The 16008-nt window shown below is 66.6% G+C and carries 14 protein-coding genes; 7 read left to right on the top strand and 7 right to left on the bottom strand.

What is annotated here, in order from left to right; translation table 11 throughout:
• Both MBTS_RS00805 and MBTS_RS00800 read right to left on the bottom strand, forming a co-directional pair.
• On the bottom strand, window positions 1–835 hold an 835-nt coding region (locus MBTS_RS00805), incomplete at its 3' end, for a DUF808 domain-containing protein (protein ID WP_192214900.1).
• 212 nt (window positions 836–1047) lie between these two features.
• Window positions 1048–1932 carry a fumarylacetoacetate hydrolase family protein gene (locus tag MBTS_RS00800; protein ID WP_056146432.1) on the bottom strand — a complete coding sequence of 295 codons (885 nt, stop codon included), beginning with the start codon at window positions 1930–1932 and terminating at the stop codon, window positions 1048–1050.
• A 390-nt stretch (window positions 1933–2322) separates the two neighbouring features.
• Between MBTS_RS00800 and MBTS_RS00795 the strand changes: the two genes are divergently transcribed.
• Window positions 2323–3645 (top strand): OmpP1/FadL family transporter, encoded by a 1323-nt coding sequence (locus MBTS_RS00795; protein ID WP_192214899.1) that lies wholly within the window; start codon window positions 2323–2325, stop codon window positions 3643–3645.
• A 204-nt stretch (window positions 3646–3849) separates the two neighbouring features.
• Here MBTS_RS00795 and MBTS_RS00790 read toward each other — a convergent pair whose 3' ends face one another.
• Window positions 3850–5652: a PHA/PHB synthase family protein gene (locus MBTS_RS00790; RefSeq protein WP_018044441.1), complete on the bottom strand. Its 1803-nt coding sequence runs from the start codon at window positions 5650–5652 to the stop codon at window positions 3850–3852.
• A gap of 226 nt (window positions 5653–5878) precedes the next feature.
• Here MBTS_RS00790 and MBTS_RS00785 point away from each other — a divergent pair, with 226 nt between their 5' ends.
• The 3 genes from MBTS_RS00785 to MBTS_RS00775 all read left to right on the top strand — a co-directional run bounded on the left by MBTS_RS00785 (window position 5879) and on the right by MBTS_RS00775 (window position 7806).
• A complete protein-coding gene (locus tag MBTS_RS00785) occupies window positions 5879–6139 on the top strand; it encodes a hypothetical protein (protein WP_018044440.1) in 261 nt (86 codons plus the stop codon).
• 107 nt (window positions 6140–6246) lie between these two features.
• Window positions 6247–7464: an LL-diaminopimelate aminotransferase gene (locus MBTS_RS00780; RefSeq protein ID WP_018044439.1), complete on the top strand. Its 1218-nt coding sequence runs from the start codon at window positions 6247–6249 to the stop codon at window positions 7462–7464.
• A 129-nt stretch (window positions 7465–7593) separates the two neighbouring features.
• Window positions 7594–7806: a hypothetical protein gene (locus MBTS_RS00775; RefSeq protein ID WP_056146439.1), complete on the top strand. Its 213-nt coding sequence runs from the start codon at window positions 7594–7596 to the stop codon at window positions 7804–7806.
• Window positions 7807–7891: 85 nt separating this feature from the next.
• Here MBTS_RS00775 and MBTS_RS00770 read toward each other — a convergent pair whose 3' ends face one another.
• Window positions 7892–8185, bottom strand: a complete 294-nt coding sequence (locus tag MBTS_RS00770; RefSeq protein WP_056146442.1) for a hypothetical protein — start codon at window positions 8183–8185, stop codon at window positions 7892–7894.
• Window positions 8186–8412: 227 nt separating this feature from the next.
• Between MBTS_RS00770 and MBTS_RS00765 the strand changes: the two genes are divergently transcribed.
• Window positions 8413–8733: a hypothetical protein gene (locus MBTS_RS00765; protein ID WP_043764740.1), complete on the top strand. Its 321-nt coding sequence runs from the start codon at window positions 8413–8415 to the stop codon at window positions 8731–8733.
• Window positions 8734–8736: 3 nt separating this feature from the next.
• Here MBTS_RS00765 and MBTS_RS00760 read toward each other — a convergent pair whose 3' ends face one another.
• Window positions 8737–9162: a ribosomal maturation YjgA family protein gene (locus tag MBTS_RS00760; RefSeq protein WP_056146447.1), complete on the bottom strand. Its 426-nt coding sequence runs from the start codon at window positions 9160–9162 to the stop codon at window positions 8737–8739.
• Window positions 9163–9289: 127 nt separating this feature from the next.
• Here MBTS_RS00760 and prfB point away from each other — a divergent pair.
• A protein-coding gene (prfB, locus tag MBTS_RS00755; RefSeq protein WP_147830138.1) for a peptide chain release factor 2 occupies window positions 9290–10418 on the top strand; the annotation gives its coding sequence in 2 pieces (ribosomal slippage) (window positions 9290–9358 and window positions 9360–10418; 1128 coding nt in all).
• Window positions 10419–10445: 27 nt separating this feature from the next.
• Here the strand turns inward: prfB and MBTS_RS00750 are convergent.
• Together MBTS_RS00750 and MBTS_RS00745 are read right to left on the bottom strand one after the other, a co-directional pair.
• On the bottom strand, window positions 10446–11699 hold the full coding sequence (locus MBTS_RS00750; RefSeq protein WP_238253785.1) for a M23 family metallopeptidase: 1254 nt from the start codon (window positions 11697–11699) through the stop codon (window positions 10446–10448).
• 106 nt (window positions 11700–11805) lie between these two features.
• Window positions 11806–12273, bottom strand: a complete 468-nt coding sequence (locus MBTS_RS00745; protein WP_147830136.1) for a peroxiredoxin — start codon at window positions 12271–12273, stop codon at window positions 11806–11808.
• Window positions 12274–12440: 167 nt separating this feature from the next.
• On the opposite strand from MBTS_RS00745, the gene MBTS_RS00740 reads away from it, so the two are divergent.
• On the top strand, window positions 12441–15899 hold the full coding sequence (locus MBTS_RS00740; protein WP_192214898.1) for a YhdP family protein: 3459 nt from the start codon (window positions 12441–12443) through the stop codon (window positions 15897–15899).
• Window positions 15900–16008: the final 109 nt, after the last annotated feature.

Raw genomic sequence — 16008 nt, 5'->3', positions numbered from 1 at the left:
TCTTCGCGCTGCCGGCAGCGGCGTCGTGGATCACGTGGGCGACCTGGGGCAGGCCGTAACCTTCGAGACCATGGACGAGGATGCCGCCGCCGACCCAGATCATCGCGGCCGTGCCGATGATGGCCAGGAGCTGCAGGAAGACCGGCATGCCCTTGACCAGGGCACGGCCGAAACCGCGGATCGCGCTGCCGAACACGGACGCCGAAGTGTTCTTCGCCATCGCGACCCCGGCATCGTCCGCCTTCACGATGAGCGCCACGCCGCCATAGACGAAGACTGTGATGCCGATGGCGACGACCGCGAGCACGATCGCCTTCGTCCAGATGCTGCCTTCGGGAAGCGAGGCCAGGGAGATCGCCATGATCTCGGCCGACAGTATGAAATCCGTCTTGATCGCGCTGGAGACCTTGCGCGCTTCCAGAGCCGCGCCGTCCCCGGCATCGGCATCGAGCTTGGCCTCATGCGCATGCGCCTTGTGCGGGAACAGCGCCTCGTAGACCTTCTCGGTGCCCTCGTAGCAGAGATAGGCCCCGCCGAGCATGAGCAGCGGGGTGATGGCCCAGGGGGCGAAGGCCTGCAGCAGCAGGGCCGCCGGCAGCAGGAACAGCATCTTGTTGCGCAGCGAACCGATGGCGATCTTGCCCACGATCGGTAATTCGCGCTCGGCCGCGAAGCCCACGACGTAGCGCGGCGTCACGGCGGCGTCGTCGATGACGACCCCTGCCGCTTTCGCACCGGCCTTGGCGGCTTGCCCCGCGACGTCGTCGAGGGAGGCGGCCGCGACCTTGGCGAGCCCCGCGATGTCGTCGAGGAGGGCGATCAGTCCGATGCTCAAGGTTAGGTCCTTCCAACTGCCATGGGCCGAGCCGTGCGATGCGATTTACCGGCCAAGCTGCGTCTAAGCAGGTTTTGCAGAAGTGGCCCCCGGTTCTGCGATAAAACCCTGCGACACAGCAAAGAGCCAAGCAGGGTGAAGCGTTGGCTTGCCGACGCGAACCCGCTTAGGAGAGGAGACGAGCGAGCGGGGATTTCGATCCCCGCCCCGTTTCAATGAGTCGGTTCGCCGGCCGCGACCTTCGCGGTCCAATCGTCGAAGGCGACGATTTCCTGGCGCTGCTCGCCGAGGCCGGTGATGCCGAGGGTCACGACGTCACCGTTCTTGAGGAAGCGGGGCGGATTGCGTGCCATCCCGACTCCGGGGGGCGTGCCCGTGGTGATGACGTCACCGGGCTCCAGCATCATGAAATGCGAGAGATAGGCGACGATCTGGGCGACGCCGAAGATCATCGTCGATGTCGACCCCGACTGCATCCGCTCGCCATTCACGTCGAGCCACAGGTCCAGGGCGGACGGGTCGGGGATCTCGTCCAGAGTCACCAGCCACGGCCCGAGGGGACCGAAGGTCGGGCACCCCTTGCCCTTGGTCCAGGTCCCGCCGCGCTCCATTTGAAACTCGCGCTCGGAGACGTCGTTGCAGAGGCACAGGCCGGCCACATAGGACAGGGCCTCGTTGGCATGGACGTAGGATGCGCGCGCGCCGATGACGATGGCGAGTTCCACCTCCCAATCCGTCTTGGCCGACCCCTTCGGCAGAATGACCCGGTCGTTGGGGCCGGAGATGCAGGAGGGCGCCTTGTTGAAGACGATGGGCTCGGCCGGGATGTCGGCACCGATCTCCGCCGCGTGATCGGTATAGTTCAGCCCGATCGCGATGAAGTTGCGGGTGCCGCCGACGCAGGGGCCGAGCCGCGTCTCGGCGGGGAGGAGCGGCAGCGTCTCGGGATCGATGGCGCGCAGGCGCTCCAATGACGTCGTGGCGAGGGCCGCGCCGGAAATATCGCGCAGGATGCCCGACAGATCGCGCAACCCGCCCTCGGCATCGATCAAGCCGGGCTTCTCGTCGCCCACATCTCCGTGACGCACAAGTTTCATCGGTTCTCGCTCCGCTTCGATCCATTGTCAGCCCGAGACATCGGTCCCTCCACCGTCCCTGGCAAGGTGTCGAGACCGTACAGGGACATGTTGCATAATTCATACGTCCCTTTGAAAATTCCGCGCGATACGCATTTTTCTGCAGGATACGAGATACGTAAATCGGACAGTTTAGATGTGAACGATTCGTCGCGATGCCTTTCGGTGACACGGGCGACGTATGTCGGCGAAGGCATAGCCGAAGTAAATCGCAGATTATGAGACGATTAACACTTTGCCGCACATGGATTGCATAGACCGGCCAAGAACGGCACTCTTCTGCTCAAGATGCCGGCTGGGGATCACGCCGCGGTAAATCCGAGCATCGCAAGCAAGGGTCGGGAGCAGGACATGGCCATGACGATTCGCAACACGGCTCTGGCGGGACTCTCCGCCGCCGTCCTGACCCTAACGGCAGGGGACGCCATGGCCGGCGCGTTCGGCATCCGCGAACAGAGCACCCTCGCGCAGGGTCAGGCTTTCGCGGGCGCCGCGTCCGGCTCCGGCGGCGTCTCCTCAATGTTCTGGAACCCGGCCACGATCACCATGAACCCCGGCTGGGTCAGCGAGCAGAATCTCAGCTTCATCAACCTCTCCTCCAAGATCACCCCGACCGACGGCACCTCGCCATTGTTCGCGCCGCTGGGCGGCAGCGGCGATATCGGCCAGGGCGCCGTGATCCCGGCCGGCGCCACCTCCTACCAGCTCACCGACCGGCTCTGGATCGGCATCCAGACCGGCGCTCCCTTCGGCCTCGTGACCAAGCCTCGCGACGACTGGGCCGGCGAAGTCTACGGACGGTCGAGCCGCATCTTCTCGCTTTCGTTCAACCCGACCATCGGCTTCAAGGTCAACGAGTGGCTCTCGATCGCCGCCGGGCCGAACATCGAGTATTTCCGGCTGACCCTTCGCCAGGCCTTCCCGCTCTCGTTCAGCCCGCTCATCGCCCCCAACGCGTCGCTCAAGGGAGAATCCTGGGGCGTCGGCTTCACGGCGGGCGTGCTCATCACCCCCTGGGCCGGCACGGCGTTGGGCGTCGGCTATCGCTCCTCCGTGCATCACGACATCGAAGGCGCCTTCCTTTTGCCGGGGCCGGCGGCCTTCCTGAGCCAGCAGGTCACCGCCAACCTCAATACCCCGGAGAAGGTGAGTGTCGGCCTGACCCAGGCCGTCAGCCCGGTCGCCCGCGTCAATCTCGGTTTCGAGTGGGACAATTGGTCGAGGCTCGGCGATGTCGGCATCGTCGGCCGCACCACCGGCGGCATCGCGACCACGCTGCCCCTGAACTACAAGGACGGCTACTCCTATTCCGTCGGCGGCGAGTACGATTGGTCGCCGGCCCTCACCGTCCGGGCCGGTCTCGCCTACGAACAATCGCCCATCGACTTCTCGAACCGCTCGGTTCGGCTGCCCGACAGCGACCGCTTCAACGTCTCGCTCGGCGGCAGCTATCGCTGGAGCGAGAAGCTGACCCTCAACATCGCCTATTCTCACCTCTTCCTCGTGGGCGATTCGAAGCTCCTCGCCGGTCCGGGCCGCGACTACAACTTCCGCAACATTCCCTTCGCCGCCGATACGAGCGGCAGCGCGGACATCGTTTCGGTGGGCTTCCGCTACGTCTTCGGCACGCCGGCCGCTCCGATCGCTTCCGCGCCGCTGGTTCGGAAGTTCTGAGTGTCCTCAGCCGGAACACCGAGGCAGTGTGGAGATCTTCCCCTCGTCGACCTCATCCTGAGCTGCGGCGACAGCCGCCTTGAAGGATGAGGTGACGGGGATCCGAAAAAACGCAGCCGAACACCCGTCATCCGGCCGCAGGGACCACCGACGATCCCGTTCTCGACTCGGCCATTCGAAACGAATGGCAACGACCCAATCCGATCACGCCTTCATGCGGACATAGGTTCCGGGCGCCGGCCCGAGGGAGGGCAGACCACCCTCGCCGGGAATCCGGGCCGGCACGCGGGCCGGGGCCTGCTTCTCCAGCCATTCGAACCAGTAGGGCCACCACGACCCCTTGTGCTCGGTCGCCGCCGAAATCCAATCCTCCAGACGCCCCTTGGCCGCACCGCCGGTCCAGAACCCGTATTTCGGCTTGGACGGCGGGTTGACCACGCCGGCGATGTGACCGGACCCGGCCAGCACGTAATCGACCTTGCCGCCGAATTTCGACGACCCTTCGAAGACGGAGATGGCGGGCGCGATGTGATCCTCCCGGGTGGCGAGGTTGAAGATCGGCACCTTCACCTTCTTCAGGTCGAGGCGGACGTTACCGAGGATCATGCGCCCCTGGGCCAGGGTGTTATCGAGGTAGCAATTGCGCAGGTAGAAGGAATGGTTGGCCGCCGGCATCCGAGTGGCGTCGGCGTTCCAGTAGAGCAGGTCGAAGGCCGAGGGCGTCTGCCCCTTCACGTAGTTGTTGACCACGTAGGACCAGATCAGGTCGTTCGGCCGCAGCATGTTGAAGGCGGTCGCCATGCCCGAGCCTTCGAGGTAGCCGCGCTTCTTCATCCGCGCCTCGATGCTGCGGATCTGCTCCTCGTCGGCGAAGACCTTGAGGTCGCCGGCATGGGTGAAGTCCACCTGCGTCGTCAGGAAGGTGGCGCTGTTGATGCGCTTGTTGCCCGTGGCCGCCTGCATCGCCAGGGTCACCGCCAGCAGGGTGCCGCCGACACAATATCCCGCCGCCGCCACCTCGCTCTCACCGGTGGCGACACCGATCGCGTCGATGGCCGCCTCGATGCCCTCGCGCATGTAGCTCTCGAAATCCTTGTCGGCGTGGCGCTCGTCGGGGTTCACCCACGAGATGCAGAAGACCGTGAGGCCCTGCGACACCATCCAGCCGATCAGGCTCTTCGACGGGTTGAGATCGAGGATGTAGAACTTGTTGATCCAAGGCGGCACGATCAGGAACGGGCGCTTGAGCACCGTCTCGGTGGTCGGCGAATACTGGATGAGCTCCATCAGGTCGTTGCGGAACACCACCTCGCCGGGGGACACCGCGACGTTGACGCCGACCTCGAAGCCGGACGGATCTGTCTGGCGGACCCGCAGCTGGCCTTTCCCGGCCTCGATGTCTTCGGCGAGCATCTTCATGCCGCGCACGAGATTGGCGCCGTTCTCCTGCAGCGTGTGCCGAATCAGCTCGGGATTGGTCATCACGAAATTGGAGGGCGAGAGCGCGCCGACGATCTGGCGCAGGTAGAACTGCGCCTTGTGCCGCGTATGCTCGTCGATCCCGTCGGCCTCGTCGACGAGCTCTTCCGCCCAGCGCGAGGTGATGAGGTAGCTCTGCTTGATGAAGTCGAAGATCGGGTTGGTGGACCATTCCGCGTGTTTGAAGCGGTTGTCCTTCGCCTCGGGCAACGCCACGGGAGACGCTTCCTCGCCCTGGAGACGATGCCAGGTCGAGCCCCAGAGGGTGATGAACGCGTCGCTGAGCTTCTTCTGGGCTTCGAGGGACTTCTGCGGGTCGACCATCCAGCGCTCGACCACGGTGCCGAGGGTCTTGACGACGTCGTTGACCTCTTCCGGAGGCTTGGCCAGTTCGGGATCGAGCGGGTCCGCCTGGCTGATCGGCTTCATGTAGGCGCCGGCCGTGCGGGTGAACTCCTCGATCAGCAACGTCGCGTTGCGGGACAAGGCGTCGATATCGGGAAGCGGTGTCGTCCTGTCGGTCGTCACGCGTTGATTTCCCCTCTATTTCCGCGGGACGGCCCGGCCGAACCGTCCTCGTTCTCGACAAATTAACGCGGCACCTCGACTTTCCGCCAGGGCGCGGCTTACGTTTCAGGTCATTATGTCAGAGCCTTCATCACGGAATCACAGGCGGTGCGGCTTCGTCCCCCGTCTGGCCCTCGTCCTCGGCGGCCTTCTCGCCGCGGGAGGATGCTCCGGCGACCTCAACGCCATGCGCGGCGCCTATACGCTCGCCGGGGGCGGGCCGAAGGATGTGAAGGCGCCCGATTTCGTGGTGCAATCCCGCAAGACCGACGCCGAATACCTGCCCGTCGGCGTCGCAGCACCGGCCAGGCCCATCAGCGCCCGCACCGCCGAAGGGACCAAGAGTCTCGAGAACGATCTGATGGGCGCTCGTGGCCGTAACGAAGCCAAGGGCCGTGCCGCCGAGAGCGCCGCCCGCGCCACAGGCCAGATCCAGCCTGCACAATAACGGTCGGCTCCGGGCCGCCGAGATGGTAGACAGGTCGACCACGTCAGAGTGATGACAGTTTTGAACGCGCGAATCATGCGATTGGCGCATCGGACCCCGTGAAGCCCATGACCGACTTTCACCGCATCAAGCGCCTGCCCCCTTACGTGTTCGAGCAGGTCAACCGGATCAAGGCCCAGGCGCGCGCCAATGGCGCCGACATCATCGATCTCGGCATGGGCAATCCCGATCTCGACGCCCCGCGCCACGTCATCGCCAAGCTGGTGGAGACGGCCGGCCGGCCGCGCACGGACCGCTATTCGTCCTCGAAGGGCATCGCGGGTCTCCGCCGGGCGCAGGCCAACTACTACAAGCGCCGTTTCGGCGTGAGCCTGAACCCCGACACGCAAGTGGTGGCGACGCTCGGCTCCAAGGAAGGCTTCGCCAACATGGCGCAGGCGATCACCGCGCCGGGCGACGTGGTGCTGGTGCCGAACCCGAGCTACCCGATCCACGCCTTCGGCTTCCTGATGGCGGGCGGCGTGATCCGCTCCGTGCCGGCCGAGCCGACCCCGGCTTTCTTCCCCGCCGTCGAGAAGGCGATGCAGCACTCGATCCCCAAGCCCGTGGCGATCGTCGTCTGCTATCCCTCGAACCCCACGGCCTACGTGGCGAGCCTCGATTTTTACCGGGACCTCGTCGCTTTCGCCAAGCGCCACGAGATCATCATCCTGTCCGATCTCGCCTATGCGGAGGTCTATTTCGACGGCGAGCCGCCGCCCTCCGTGCTGGAGGTGCCGGGCGCCATCGACTGCACGGTGGAGTTCACCTCGCTGTCGAAGACCTTCTCCATGGCCGGCTGGCGCATGGGTTTCGCGGTGGGCAACGAGCGCCTGCTCGCCGCTCTCACGCGGGTGAAATCCTACCTCGATTACGGGGCGTTCACGCCGATCCAGGTGGCGGCCACCGCCGCCCTCAACGGACCCGAGGATTGCATCGTGGAGATGCGCTCGATCTACAAGAAGCGCCGCGACGCGCTGATCGAGTCGTTCGACAAGACCGGCTGGAAGATCCCGAGCCCGTCGGCTTCGATGTTCGCCTGGGTGCCGATCCCGGAGAAGTATCAGGGCCTCGGCAGCCTCGAATTCTCCAAGCTCCTCCTCGAGAAGTCGGACGTGGCGGTGGCACCGGGCATCGGCTTCGGCGAACACGGCGACAATTACGTTCGTATCGCGCTGGTGGAGAACGAGCAGCGCATCCGCCAGGCGGCCCGCAACATCCGCCGCTTCTTCGAGACGTCGGACCGCACGCTCCACAACGTCGTCCCGCTCACGAAAGCGGGCTGAATCGCGTCATCGGTGATGTTGCGGGGGGGAGACAGGTCGCGCCAAAGCGGCCCGAGCCCCTCTCATGTGCTTGTCACATGCCGTCCCGGTGAGCAGGGTCGCGCCATGTCGCCTGCCACCGAGGATCGTATGCGCGGATTGACCCTGACCGTCGCGCTGCTGCTGGCCGGATCGGCCGGTGCCTGCGCGCCGAACCCGATCGTCGCGCGTGATCCGGTTCCCGCACCGGATCCGGGTCTCAGCTATGTCTGCGATTCGCAGCCCCTCGTCCTGAATGCGATCCGCACCAATTGCGTGCCGGTGGAACGCGAGCCTCAGGTCGTCCTGCGCGCCAAGGGCTGAGCTGCGCGGACACGGCGTCCCATCCATAGAAAAAGGCCGGAGCATCGCTCCGGCCTTTTCCTTTTGTCGGGCGCTGGACCCGATCTCAGCGAACGGCCGGTGCCGGGGAGACGGGCCGCGGCGCTGCGCTCGGATCGTTGGTGGTCATGCCGGGAGTGGAGGGCATGGCGCTGCCCGGTGCCGTGCGGGCGCCCGGCGCGGTCGCGGTGCCTGTGGTGGCGGGGCCTGCCTCCATGCTGTCCCCCTTGCCGACCACGCCCGACTTCGAACCGGCGGCATTCGTGCCATGGCTCTCGGGCATTCCGGTCTGCGCGAAGGCGGCGCCGGACAGGGCAACGACCAATGCGGCGGCGGCGGTGGAGATCTTGATGGCGGTCATGGTGGGCTCCTTGCTGAATGCGCTTATCGGTTGCGCTTGCTGGTTCAACGCGGAGAATCCGGGCTGGTTGCCCCTTGGATCGGGAAGCATCTCCCCCGTACGGGACCGGCCGGCATCGAAAAAGATGGATCTTGGAGCGGCGAGGACACGGACAGGCAACCTCTCATGGGGCATGGTAAGGGCATGAGCGGCCGCGGCCGCATGTGAACACCGCGACGGAGCGACCCGTGCAGCATCTCTCGACCTTCGCCGCCGCAGGCCTGATCGGCCTCGGCCTGTCCCTCGCCTCCGGCGCCGTCGCTCAAACGTCCTATACGGCGGCGAATGGCCCCTACATCCTGCCCACAGACCGGGCGACGGGCCGTCCCGTCCCGGACGATGCGCGCGCCATTCCGGTGCCGAGCGTCATGAATGGCGGCGGGTTCGGCCTCAGCGGCAACAGCTATTTCGAGGATTCGCCGACGGAAGGTCCGCTGAACGGGCGCCGCCGGCCGCACGAATTCGTCCTGGCCCCGGCACGCGTCGCGCCTCCCGCCTACGGCCGCTGACACCTATCCGCCTTTCGCGCGGAGGCCGGCCCACCGATCCACGAGGGCAGATGCGGCGAGGCCTGCGGCATAGGCGACGAGGTTCCAGGGCGAGAAGATCCGCCCGAGCAACAGGGCGCCGGGGAGCGTCAGTCTGAACGCGTCGAGCCACGGCGTATGGACGAGGCGGGAGAGCTCCACCACCAGAGCGATCGCACCGGCCACGAGGAGGATCGCCTGCCCATTCCGGTGCGGCAGCAACGCCGCGACCAAGGCGTAGACCATTGCCGCCCACAGGGCCGAACCGCCGTATTTGACGATCCCCATCGGCAGACCGAGGGGCACGAAGCGCAGGCTCAGCCCCGCGACGATGATGGCGAGACTCGCTGCGAGACAGCCCCCTCGCGACCGAATGCGGCCCGTGGGTCGAGAGGTGGTGGCTGGCGTCATGCGGGGGACCGTCCCGGACCTGAGGGAAGAGGAAGACGGGCGCCGCCGTTTACACCGGGCGGGCGTCTCGGTATCACCCGCGCTCACACGCTAAGCCCTGTACCTTCACCACGAGCCGAAACACCAGATGCGCGCCGAGATCGAACAACTCTCGGATGCCGCCAAGCAGTCGATCGGACTGCTGAGGAGGCATCTTTGACTGGGATACCGTCGAGAAACGCCTCGCGGAGCTGAACGCAGCCTCCGAGGATCCCAACCTGTGGAACGACGCCGAGGCGGCGCAGAAGGTCATGCGCGAGCGCGGCGCCCTCGAGGACGCCGCGGGCGCGATCAAGAAGCTCAGCCAGGATCTCGATGACGCCGCGACGCTCATCGAGCTCGGCGAGATGGAAGGCGACCAGGACACCATTCTCGAAGGCGAGAACGGCATCCGCGCCGTCGAGAAGGAGGCCGCGCGCCGCCAGATCGAGACGCTCCTGTCCGGCGAGGCCGACGGGCTCGACACCTATGTCGAAGTCCATGCCGGGGCCGGCGGCACCGAGAGCCAGGACTGGGCGAACATGCTCCAGCGCATGTACGGCCGTTGGGCCGAGCGCCGGAAGTACAAGGTCGACATCGTCGAGTGGTCTGATGGCGACGAGGCCGGGATCAAGGGCGCCACGCTCATGGTCAAGGGCCACAACGCCTATGGCTGGCTCAAGACGGAATCCGGCGTCCACCGCCTCGTGCGCATCTCGCCCTACGATTCGAGCGCGCGGCGCCATACCAGCTTCGCCAGCGTCCGGGTCTATCCGGTGATCGACGACCGCATCGTCATCGAGATCAAGGAATCGGATTGCCGCATCGACACCTATCGGTCGTCGGGCGCCGGTGGCCAGCACGTGAACACCACCGATTCGGCGGTGCGCATCACCCACAATCCCACCGGGATCGTGGTGGCGTGCCAGCAGGAGCGGTCCCAGCACAAGAACCGGGCCACGGCCTGGAACATGCTGCGCGCCCGGATGTACGAGGCCGAGCTCAAGAAGCGCGAAGAGAAGGCCAATGCCGAGAACGCGGCCAAGACCGATATCGGCTGGGGCCACCAGATCCGGTCCTACGTGCTGCAGCCCTACCAGCTGGTGAAGGACCTGCGCACGGGCACCCAGTCCACCGATCCCGACGAAGTGCTGGACGGTGCACTCGATCCCTTCATGGAAGCGTCCCTGGCCCAGCGCGTCTATGGCGGGGCCGGCGAAGTCGAGGACATCGATTAGTCCTCGCTTCCCTTCAGTTGGGCTCTCCTATCTAGCGGCGAGGAACTGCGCGTCCGATCCGCCGAGGACGCGCAGGAAGCGCTGCGGGTCCACGGGCTCGCCGTCGATCCTCGTCTCGTAATGCAGATGGCTTCCCGTCGAGCGGCCGGTGGAGCCGACACGGCCGATGGCGCCCCCGGCCTCGACCCATTCTCCCGCGCCTACCGTGATGGATGACAGATGGGCGTAGCGCGTCACGAGCCCGCTGCCGTGATCGACCTCCACCATGTTGCCGTAGCCGCCATTGTAATCGGCGACCGTCACCCGGCCGGCCGCCGTCGCGCGGGCGCTTTCCCCGAACTCGGCCTTCATGTCGAGGCCGGTATGCAGGGCGAGCCCGCGCGTGAACGGATCGAGACGGGGTCCGAAACCGCTCGACAGGCTGTACTTGCCGGCCAGGGGCTGCCGCACGGGGAGGGCGGATGCGATGCGGCGGAGGCGGTCTTCCTCTCCCAGAGCCCGCCGGACCTGCCCGACCGCGATGCCGAACGGATCGGTGGCGAGCGGCACGAGCGGCCCACCGATCCCCGCCTCGCGTTGGCGCTCGAAACGCTGCGGGTCGAGGCCGACACGGATGACGATGTCACGCAGGCGCTGCGAGCCGCGGATCGCGCGCACGCCGAGCGCATCAAGGGTTCGGATCTGGTGCGCGCCCAGACCATCGAGGCGCCGATCCAGCCCCGCCAGAACCTGCTCGGTCTCTCGCAGAGACTGCCGGCCGGGCGCGCCGTCGCGTGAGCGCAACTCGAAGGCGTCGGGCGTCGGAAAGGGCTTTGGCGCAGGCTTGGCCGGAGTTTTGGCGACAGGGTCGGTGATCGTGGCCGCGTAACCGAGCGCCCCGGTCTCGGCGGGATCGTCCGCCGCACTCCGGGCGGCACTCGCGATGGGGTGCCCGGCCTCGCTCGCGAGGAGCGAAAGCTGGGCCTGACGCTTTTCCATCGCGGCTTGGCGCTGGGACAGATCGGCCACCCGCGCGGCCAATCCCTCGCGCGTGGCGAGATGCTCCATCGTCGCCCGGTCGAGCTGAAGCCTGAGGGCCCCGATCCGCTCCTCGTAGGCATATTGCAGGGCGGTCTGCTGGGATACGAAGCGGGCCAGGATCTCGTCGTGGAACACGAGGTACCATGTGGCGGCACCGGCCCAGAGCGTGGCGATGGCGAGGCCACAGACGAGGGCCGGCACGAGGCGTCGTCCCGCGTTCGGCAGGCGTATTCCACCGATCATGGAAAACGAAAAACGCATCCGGGCCAACCCCACTCCAACTCCCGCCATTGGAGGGGATCAGGGTTAACGAAGCGCAAAATCCCACGCGCGAGACGTCGACGTCGAGACGCGCGCGGCAGTGGCTTCAGGCCAACGCGCGCGCCGCGGCGAGAACCTCCTCCGCATGGCCGGGCACCTTCACCTTCGACCAGACGCGCGCGATGCGCCCCTCGCCGTCGATGAGCACGGTGGTGCGCTCCACCCCCATGTACTTGCGGCCGTACATGCTCTTTTCCACCCATACGCCGTAGGCTTCGAGCATCGACTTGCTCTCGTCGGAAGCGAGGGGGAAGGTCAGATCGTACTTCGCCCGGAACTTATCGTGGCTCTTCATCGTATCGGGGGAGACGCCCACCACCACGGTATTCGCTTCCCCGAAGGCGGCGCCGAGGGCGTTGAAGCCTTGTGCCTCCAGGGTGCAACCGCTGGTATCGTCCTTCGGGTAGAAGTAGAGTGCGACCTTGCGACCCTTGAACGCGGCGAGGCTGATTTCCTCGCCGCCCGCGCCCGGTAATGTGAAGGCGGGAGCGTGATCTCCGGTGTCGAGAGGCATGATGCCTTCCTTTCGGCCGATTGATAGTGTGCCACAAGAGACGTTGATCGAGGGGCACATGACCCCTCGACTGAGGACCAAAAGATTGCCGGGTCAAGGCAACCCCGAATCCCGGACACCTGCTCGATAGCGTGAGCGGCCCGTCCGATCCAGCGGCTCAAGGATCGATGAACCAGGACACCGCCACAGCTTTGCGACGGGGTAGGTCGCCTCGGCGGCGGCGGCGGCCGCTGCTATGGCTTTCGCTCGTTCTAGTGGCCGCCCTCACGCTCGCCGTTTCCGGGGCGTTCTGGCGTCTGACCAACGGTCCCCTGCGCATCGACGGCATGTCCGAGCGCGTGGCCTCGGCCATCGCGGGCAGTATCGGCCCCGGTTGGCGAGTGGACCTGCGCGACAGCACCATCGAGCTCGATTCCGAGAATTCCCTGGCGCTTCAGGTCGCCGGCCTCGACATCCATAACCCCGACGGCGCCCTCGTCCTGCGCGCTCCCATGGCGGTGGTGAGCCTGGATACCTGGGGTCTGCTGCGCCTCGCGGTCCAGCCGAGGGCCATCGAGTTCCGCGACCTGCAGATGACGGCCCTGGTCCACCGCGACGGGTCCATCGCCTTTGCCGGTTCCGATCCGGCCCATGCCGCAGCGGAGCCTCATACGCTGCCCAGCGTCGATAGTGCCCGGGGAACTTCGTCGCCGATCTCGGCCGCCATCGCCTCGATCTTCGGCATCGTCCTCGATCCGGCCGGAGTGGTCGGAGCCCTCGACCGGGCGCGGATCACCAATGGGCGCCTGACGCTGATCGACGACGACGCCCGCCAGCGTGGGGTGTTCGAACACGTCAACGGGCTGTTCCGACGCGACGCGGCGCGGGATTCGCGGGTGTTCGAGCTGCGCATCGACGGCCCTCACGGGGAATGGCGCTTCGGCGGTGACCTGCACGAGGGCGGCAACGGAAAGCGCAATGGCATCATCACCCTGGACGATCTGCCGGTCACCGATCTGCTCCTCCTCTCGGGGCAATCGAAACTGCCGATCGAGACCGACCTGAAGGTCTCGGCCAAGGCGGAGGTCGGGCTCGACAACGGTCGGGTCGAGGCCCTGAAAGCGACGGTCAAGACCAGCGACGGTAATTTCCTCATCGAGGAGAAGGACTTCAACCCGGTCACCATCGAAAGCCTGACCGCCTCGGTCAGTTGGGACGAGGCCAAGCGGGTCCTGAACCTCGACAGCATCGATTACCTCGGAGCCGGCAACGCGGTGCATCTCGCCGGTGTCTGGACCGCGAGCCCGGTGGGCGGCCCCACGGCCTGGACCCTGGCCCTCGCGGGCAAGGATGCGATCCTGCGCGGCGCCGCCAGGACCGACAAGCCGGTCAAGCTCGACGCCCTCTCGGCCCATGTCACGGGGCGCGACGGCGGCCTCTCCATCGACGAGTTCACCGTGGCGGGAGCCGGCGGAGCCACCGGCCGGGTCACCGGTACGGTGGACACCAGCGCCGACGAGGGCGGCCTCACGCTGAAGATCAACGCCGCCCATACCGATGGGCGCATGGCCCTGCGCCTGTGGCCGGAGCATATCGCTCCGCCCGCCCGCGAGTATCTGGTGGACAACCTCCAGGGCGGCCTCGTGGACAAGGTCGACATCACCGTGGACATGAGCGGCAGCGAGCTCGCCGCCGCGACGCGTGGCGAGCCGATGCCGGACAGCGCCATCCATATCGATTTCGCCGTCTCCAACGCGACGCTGGCGGTCAGCGAGGGCGCTCCCCCCCTGAGCCGCGGCCGGGTGACGGGGACGATCACGGGCCTGACCACGAACATCCGCGGCGTCACCGCCGACATCAAGATGCCGGACGACCGGACGCTCTACATCACGGACGGCTCGTTCGTGATCCCGAAGATCACGCCTGACACCGTCACCGCACAGATCGGCCTGAAACTCGGCGGCGGTGCGGACGCCCTCGTCGCCCTGCTCCAGACCAAGATGTTCAAGAACCTCACCGGGGTCGAGATCGACCCGGCCTCGGTCAAGGGCAATGCCGATCTGCGCATCGACTTCCCGCTCAACCTCAAGCGCATCCCCGACCTGCCGGACCTGCCCGTGAGCCTCACCGGTACCCTGAGCGACCTCGCCGTCGAGAGGGCTTTCGGAAAGGAGAAGCTCGAGAACGGCCGCTTCGCCGTCACCTACGAACGGGGCGGTTTCACCCTGAAGGGCGACGGCCGGGTGCTCGGCTCGCCGCTCACCCTCGACCTGCGCCAACCGAAGGCGGGCGCACCGGGTGAGGTCAACGCGACGCTCCTCCTCGACGAGGCCCTGCGGGCGAGGCGAGGCCTGCCGGTGGCGCCGCAGCTTGCCGGGCCGATCCCGTTGAAGATCAACCTCGCCATCGGAAAGGGCAGCCCGGCGCGCTCGCCCATCCGCATGGAAGCGGATCTGTCCCGCGCCTCCATCGATGGCCTGATCCCGGGCTTCGTCAAACCGGCCGGCAAGCCGGGGCGCGTCAGCTTCGTCATGACCGAGGTCAGCCCGGGGGGCGCCATGGACCTGCGCGACATCGTCCTCGATGCCGGCAGCGCCAGCGCGCGCGGCACGGCGGCGATCAATGGCGATGGGCAATTCGACCGGGCCGACCTCTCGAGCTTCAAGCTGTCGCCCGGCGACGACATGCGCATCCAGATCGACCGCAGCGGCAACCTCTACAAGGTGGGCGTGAAGGGGGCCGTGGCCGATGCGCGGCCCTTCATGAAATCGCTCGGAGGACCGGAGGGCAAGGCCGGCAAGGAAAGCGGCCGAGACCAGTCCAAGGAGATCGAGGCCGATATCAGCTTAGGCATCATCACGGGATTCAACGGCGAGGCCCTGACCGGCGCCAGCGCGAAGCTCTCGATGAAGGGCAAGGATTTCCGCTCGGGCCGCCTGCAGGGCCGCTTCAACGGAGCCGGCTTCTCGGCGGTGGTGTCCCGCTCGGGCCGCGGCGATCCCTCGATCAACATCGAGACCACCGATGCCGGGGCTACCCTGCGCTTCGTCGATATCTACAAGCGCATGTATGGCGGGCGCCTCGTCCTCGGCAGCACCCTCGGGGACGGGCCGCAGACCGGCGTGGTCCAGATCCGCGATTTCACGCTGCGCAACGAGCCGGCCCTGTCGAGCATCATGGCGCAGGGTCCGGCGACCAGCGAGGTCGTCGATGCCAAGGGCCGCAAGCAGATCATCCAGAACGCCGGCAACGACGTGAGCTTCGACCGCCTGCGGGCGAACTTCACCCGCACTGGCAGCCGCGTCGACTTCACCGACGCCGCCATATCCAACGCGGCGATGGGCTTCACCATGAGCGGCTACCTCGACACGGCCAAGGAACGCGCCGACATCAACGGCACCTTCGTCCCGCTCTACGGGCTGAACAACGTCGTCTCGCGGCTCCCCCTGTTCGGGCAACTCCTCGGCGGCGGGAACAACGAGGGTCTGTTCGCCCTGAATTTTCGGGTCTCGGGCCGCCTGTCCAAGCCGGATGTGAGCGTGAACCCGCTCTCCGCCCTGGCGCCCGGCATCCTGCGCCGTCTGTTCAGCGCCGGAGGCAATGACGGCTTTCCCGGCGCGACTTCCGCCGGAGAGACCGAACGCTGAGATCGCCGGCCACTCCCGCCCTCTGCGGGCCACTGAATTGACGCAGCTGCTCTTTTAGGCAGAGCGCGTCCCTCTTCCCCTTGTGGGGAGAGGTTAGGAGTGGGGGTGG

The sequence above is a fragment of the Methylobacterium bullatum genome, assembly GCF_014845095.1.
GTDB lineage: Bacteria > Pseudomonadota > Alphaproteobacteria > Rhizobiales > Beijerinckiaceae > Methylobacterium > Methylobacterium bullatum.
Note: the sequence above shows the minus strand (reverse complement) of the source record. Positions and strands in the feature narration are given on the sequence as shown.

Bases quoted from the DNA above. Each gene is read 5' to 3' on its own strand.
- MBTS_RS00800 (WP_056146432.1), bottom strand. From the start codon at position 1,932: ATGAAACTTGTGCGTCACGGAGATGTGGGCGACGAGAAGCCCGGCTTG.
- MBTS_RS00795 (WP_192214899.1), top strand. From the start codon at position 2,323: ATGGCCATGACGATTCGCAACACGGCTCTGGCGGGACTCTCCGCCGCC.
- MBTS_RS00785 (WP_018044440.1), top strand. From the start codon at position 5,879: ATGCGCGGCGCCTATACGCTCGCCGGGGGCGGGCCGAAGGATGTGAAG.
- MBTS_RS00780 (WP_018044439.1), top strand. From the start codon at position 6,247: ATGACCGACTTTCACCGCATCAAGCGCCTGCCCCCTTACGTGTTCGAG.
- MBTS_RS00775 (WP_056146439.1), top strand. From the start codon at position 7,594: ATGCGCGGATTGACCCTGACCGTCGCGCTGCTGCTGGCCGGATCGGCC.
- MBTS_RS00770 (WP_056146442.1), bottom strand. From the start codon at position 8,185: ATGACCGCCATCAAGATCTCCACCGCCGCCGCCGCATTGGTCGTTGCC.
- MBTS_RS00760 (WP_056146447.1), bottom strand. From the start codon at position 9,162: ATGACGCCAGCCACCACCTCTCGACCCACGGGCCGCATTCGGTCGCGA.
- MBTS_RS00750 (WP_238253785.1), bottom strand. From the start codon at position 11,699: ATGCGTTTTTCGTTTTCCATGATCGGTGGAATACGCCTGCCGAACGCG.
- MBTS_RS00745 (WP_147830136.1), bottom strand. From the start codon at position 12,273: ATGCCTCTCGACACCGGAGATCACGCTCCCGCCTTCACATTACCGGGC.
- MBTS_RS00740 (WP_192214898.1), top strand. From the start codon at position 12,441: ATGAACCAGGACACCGCCACAGCTTTGCGACGGGGTAGGTCGCCTCGG.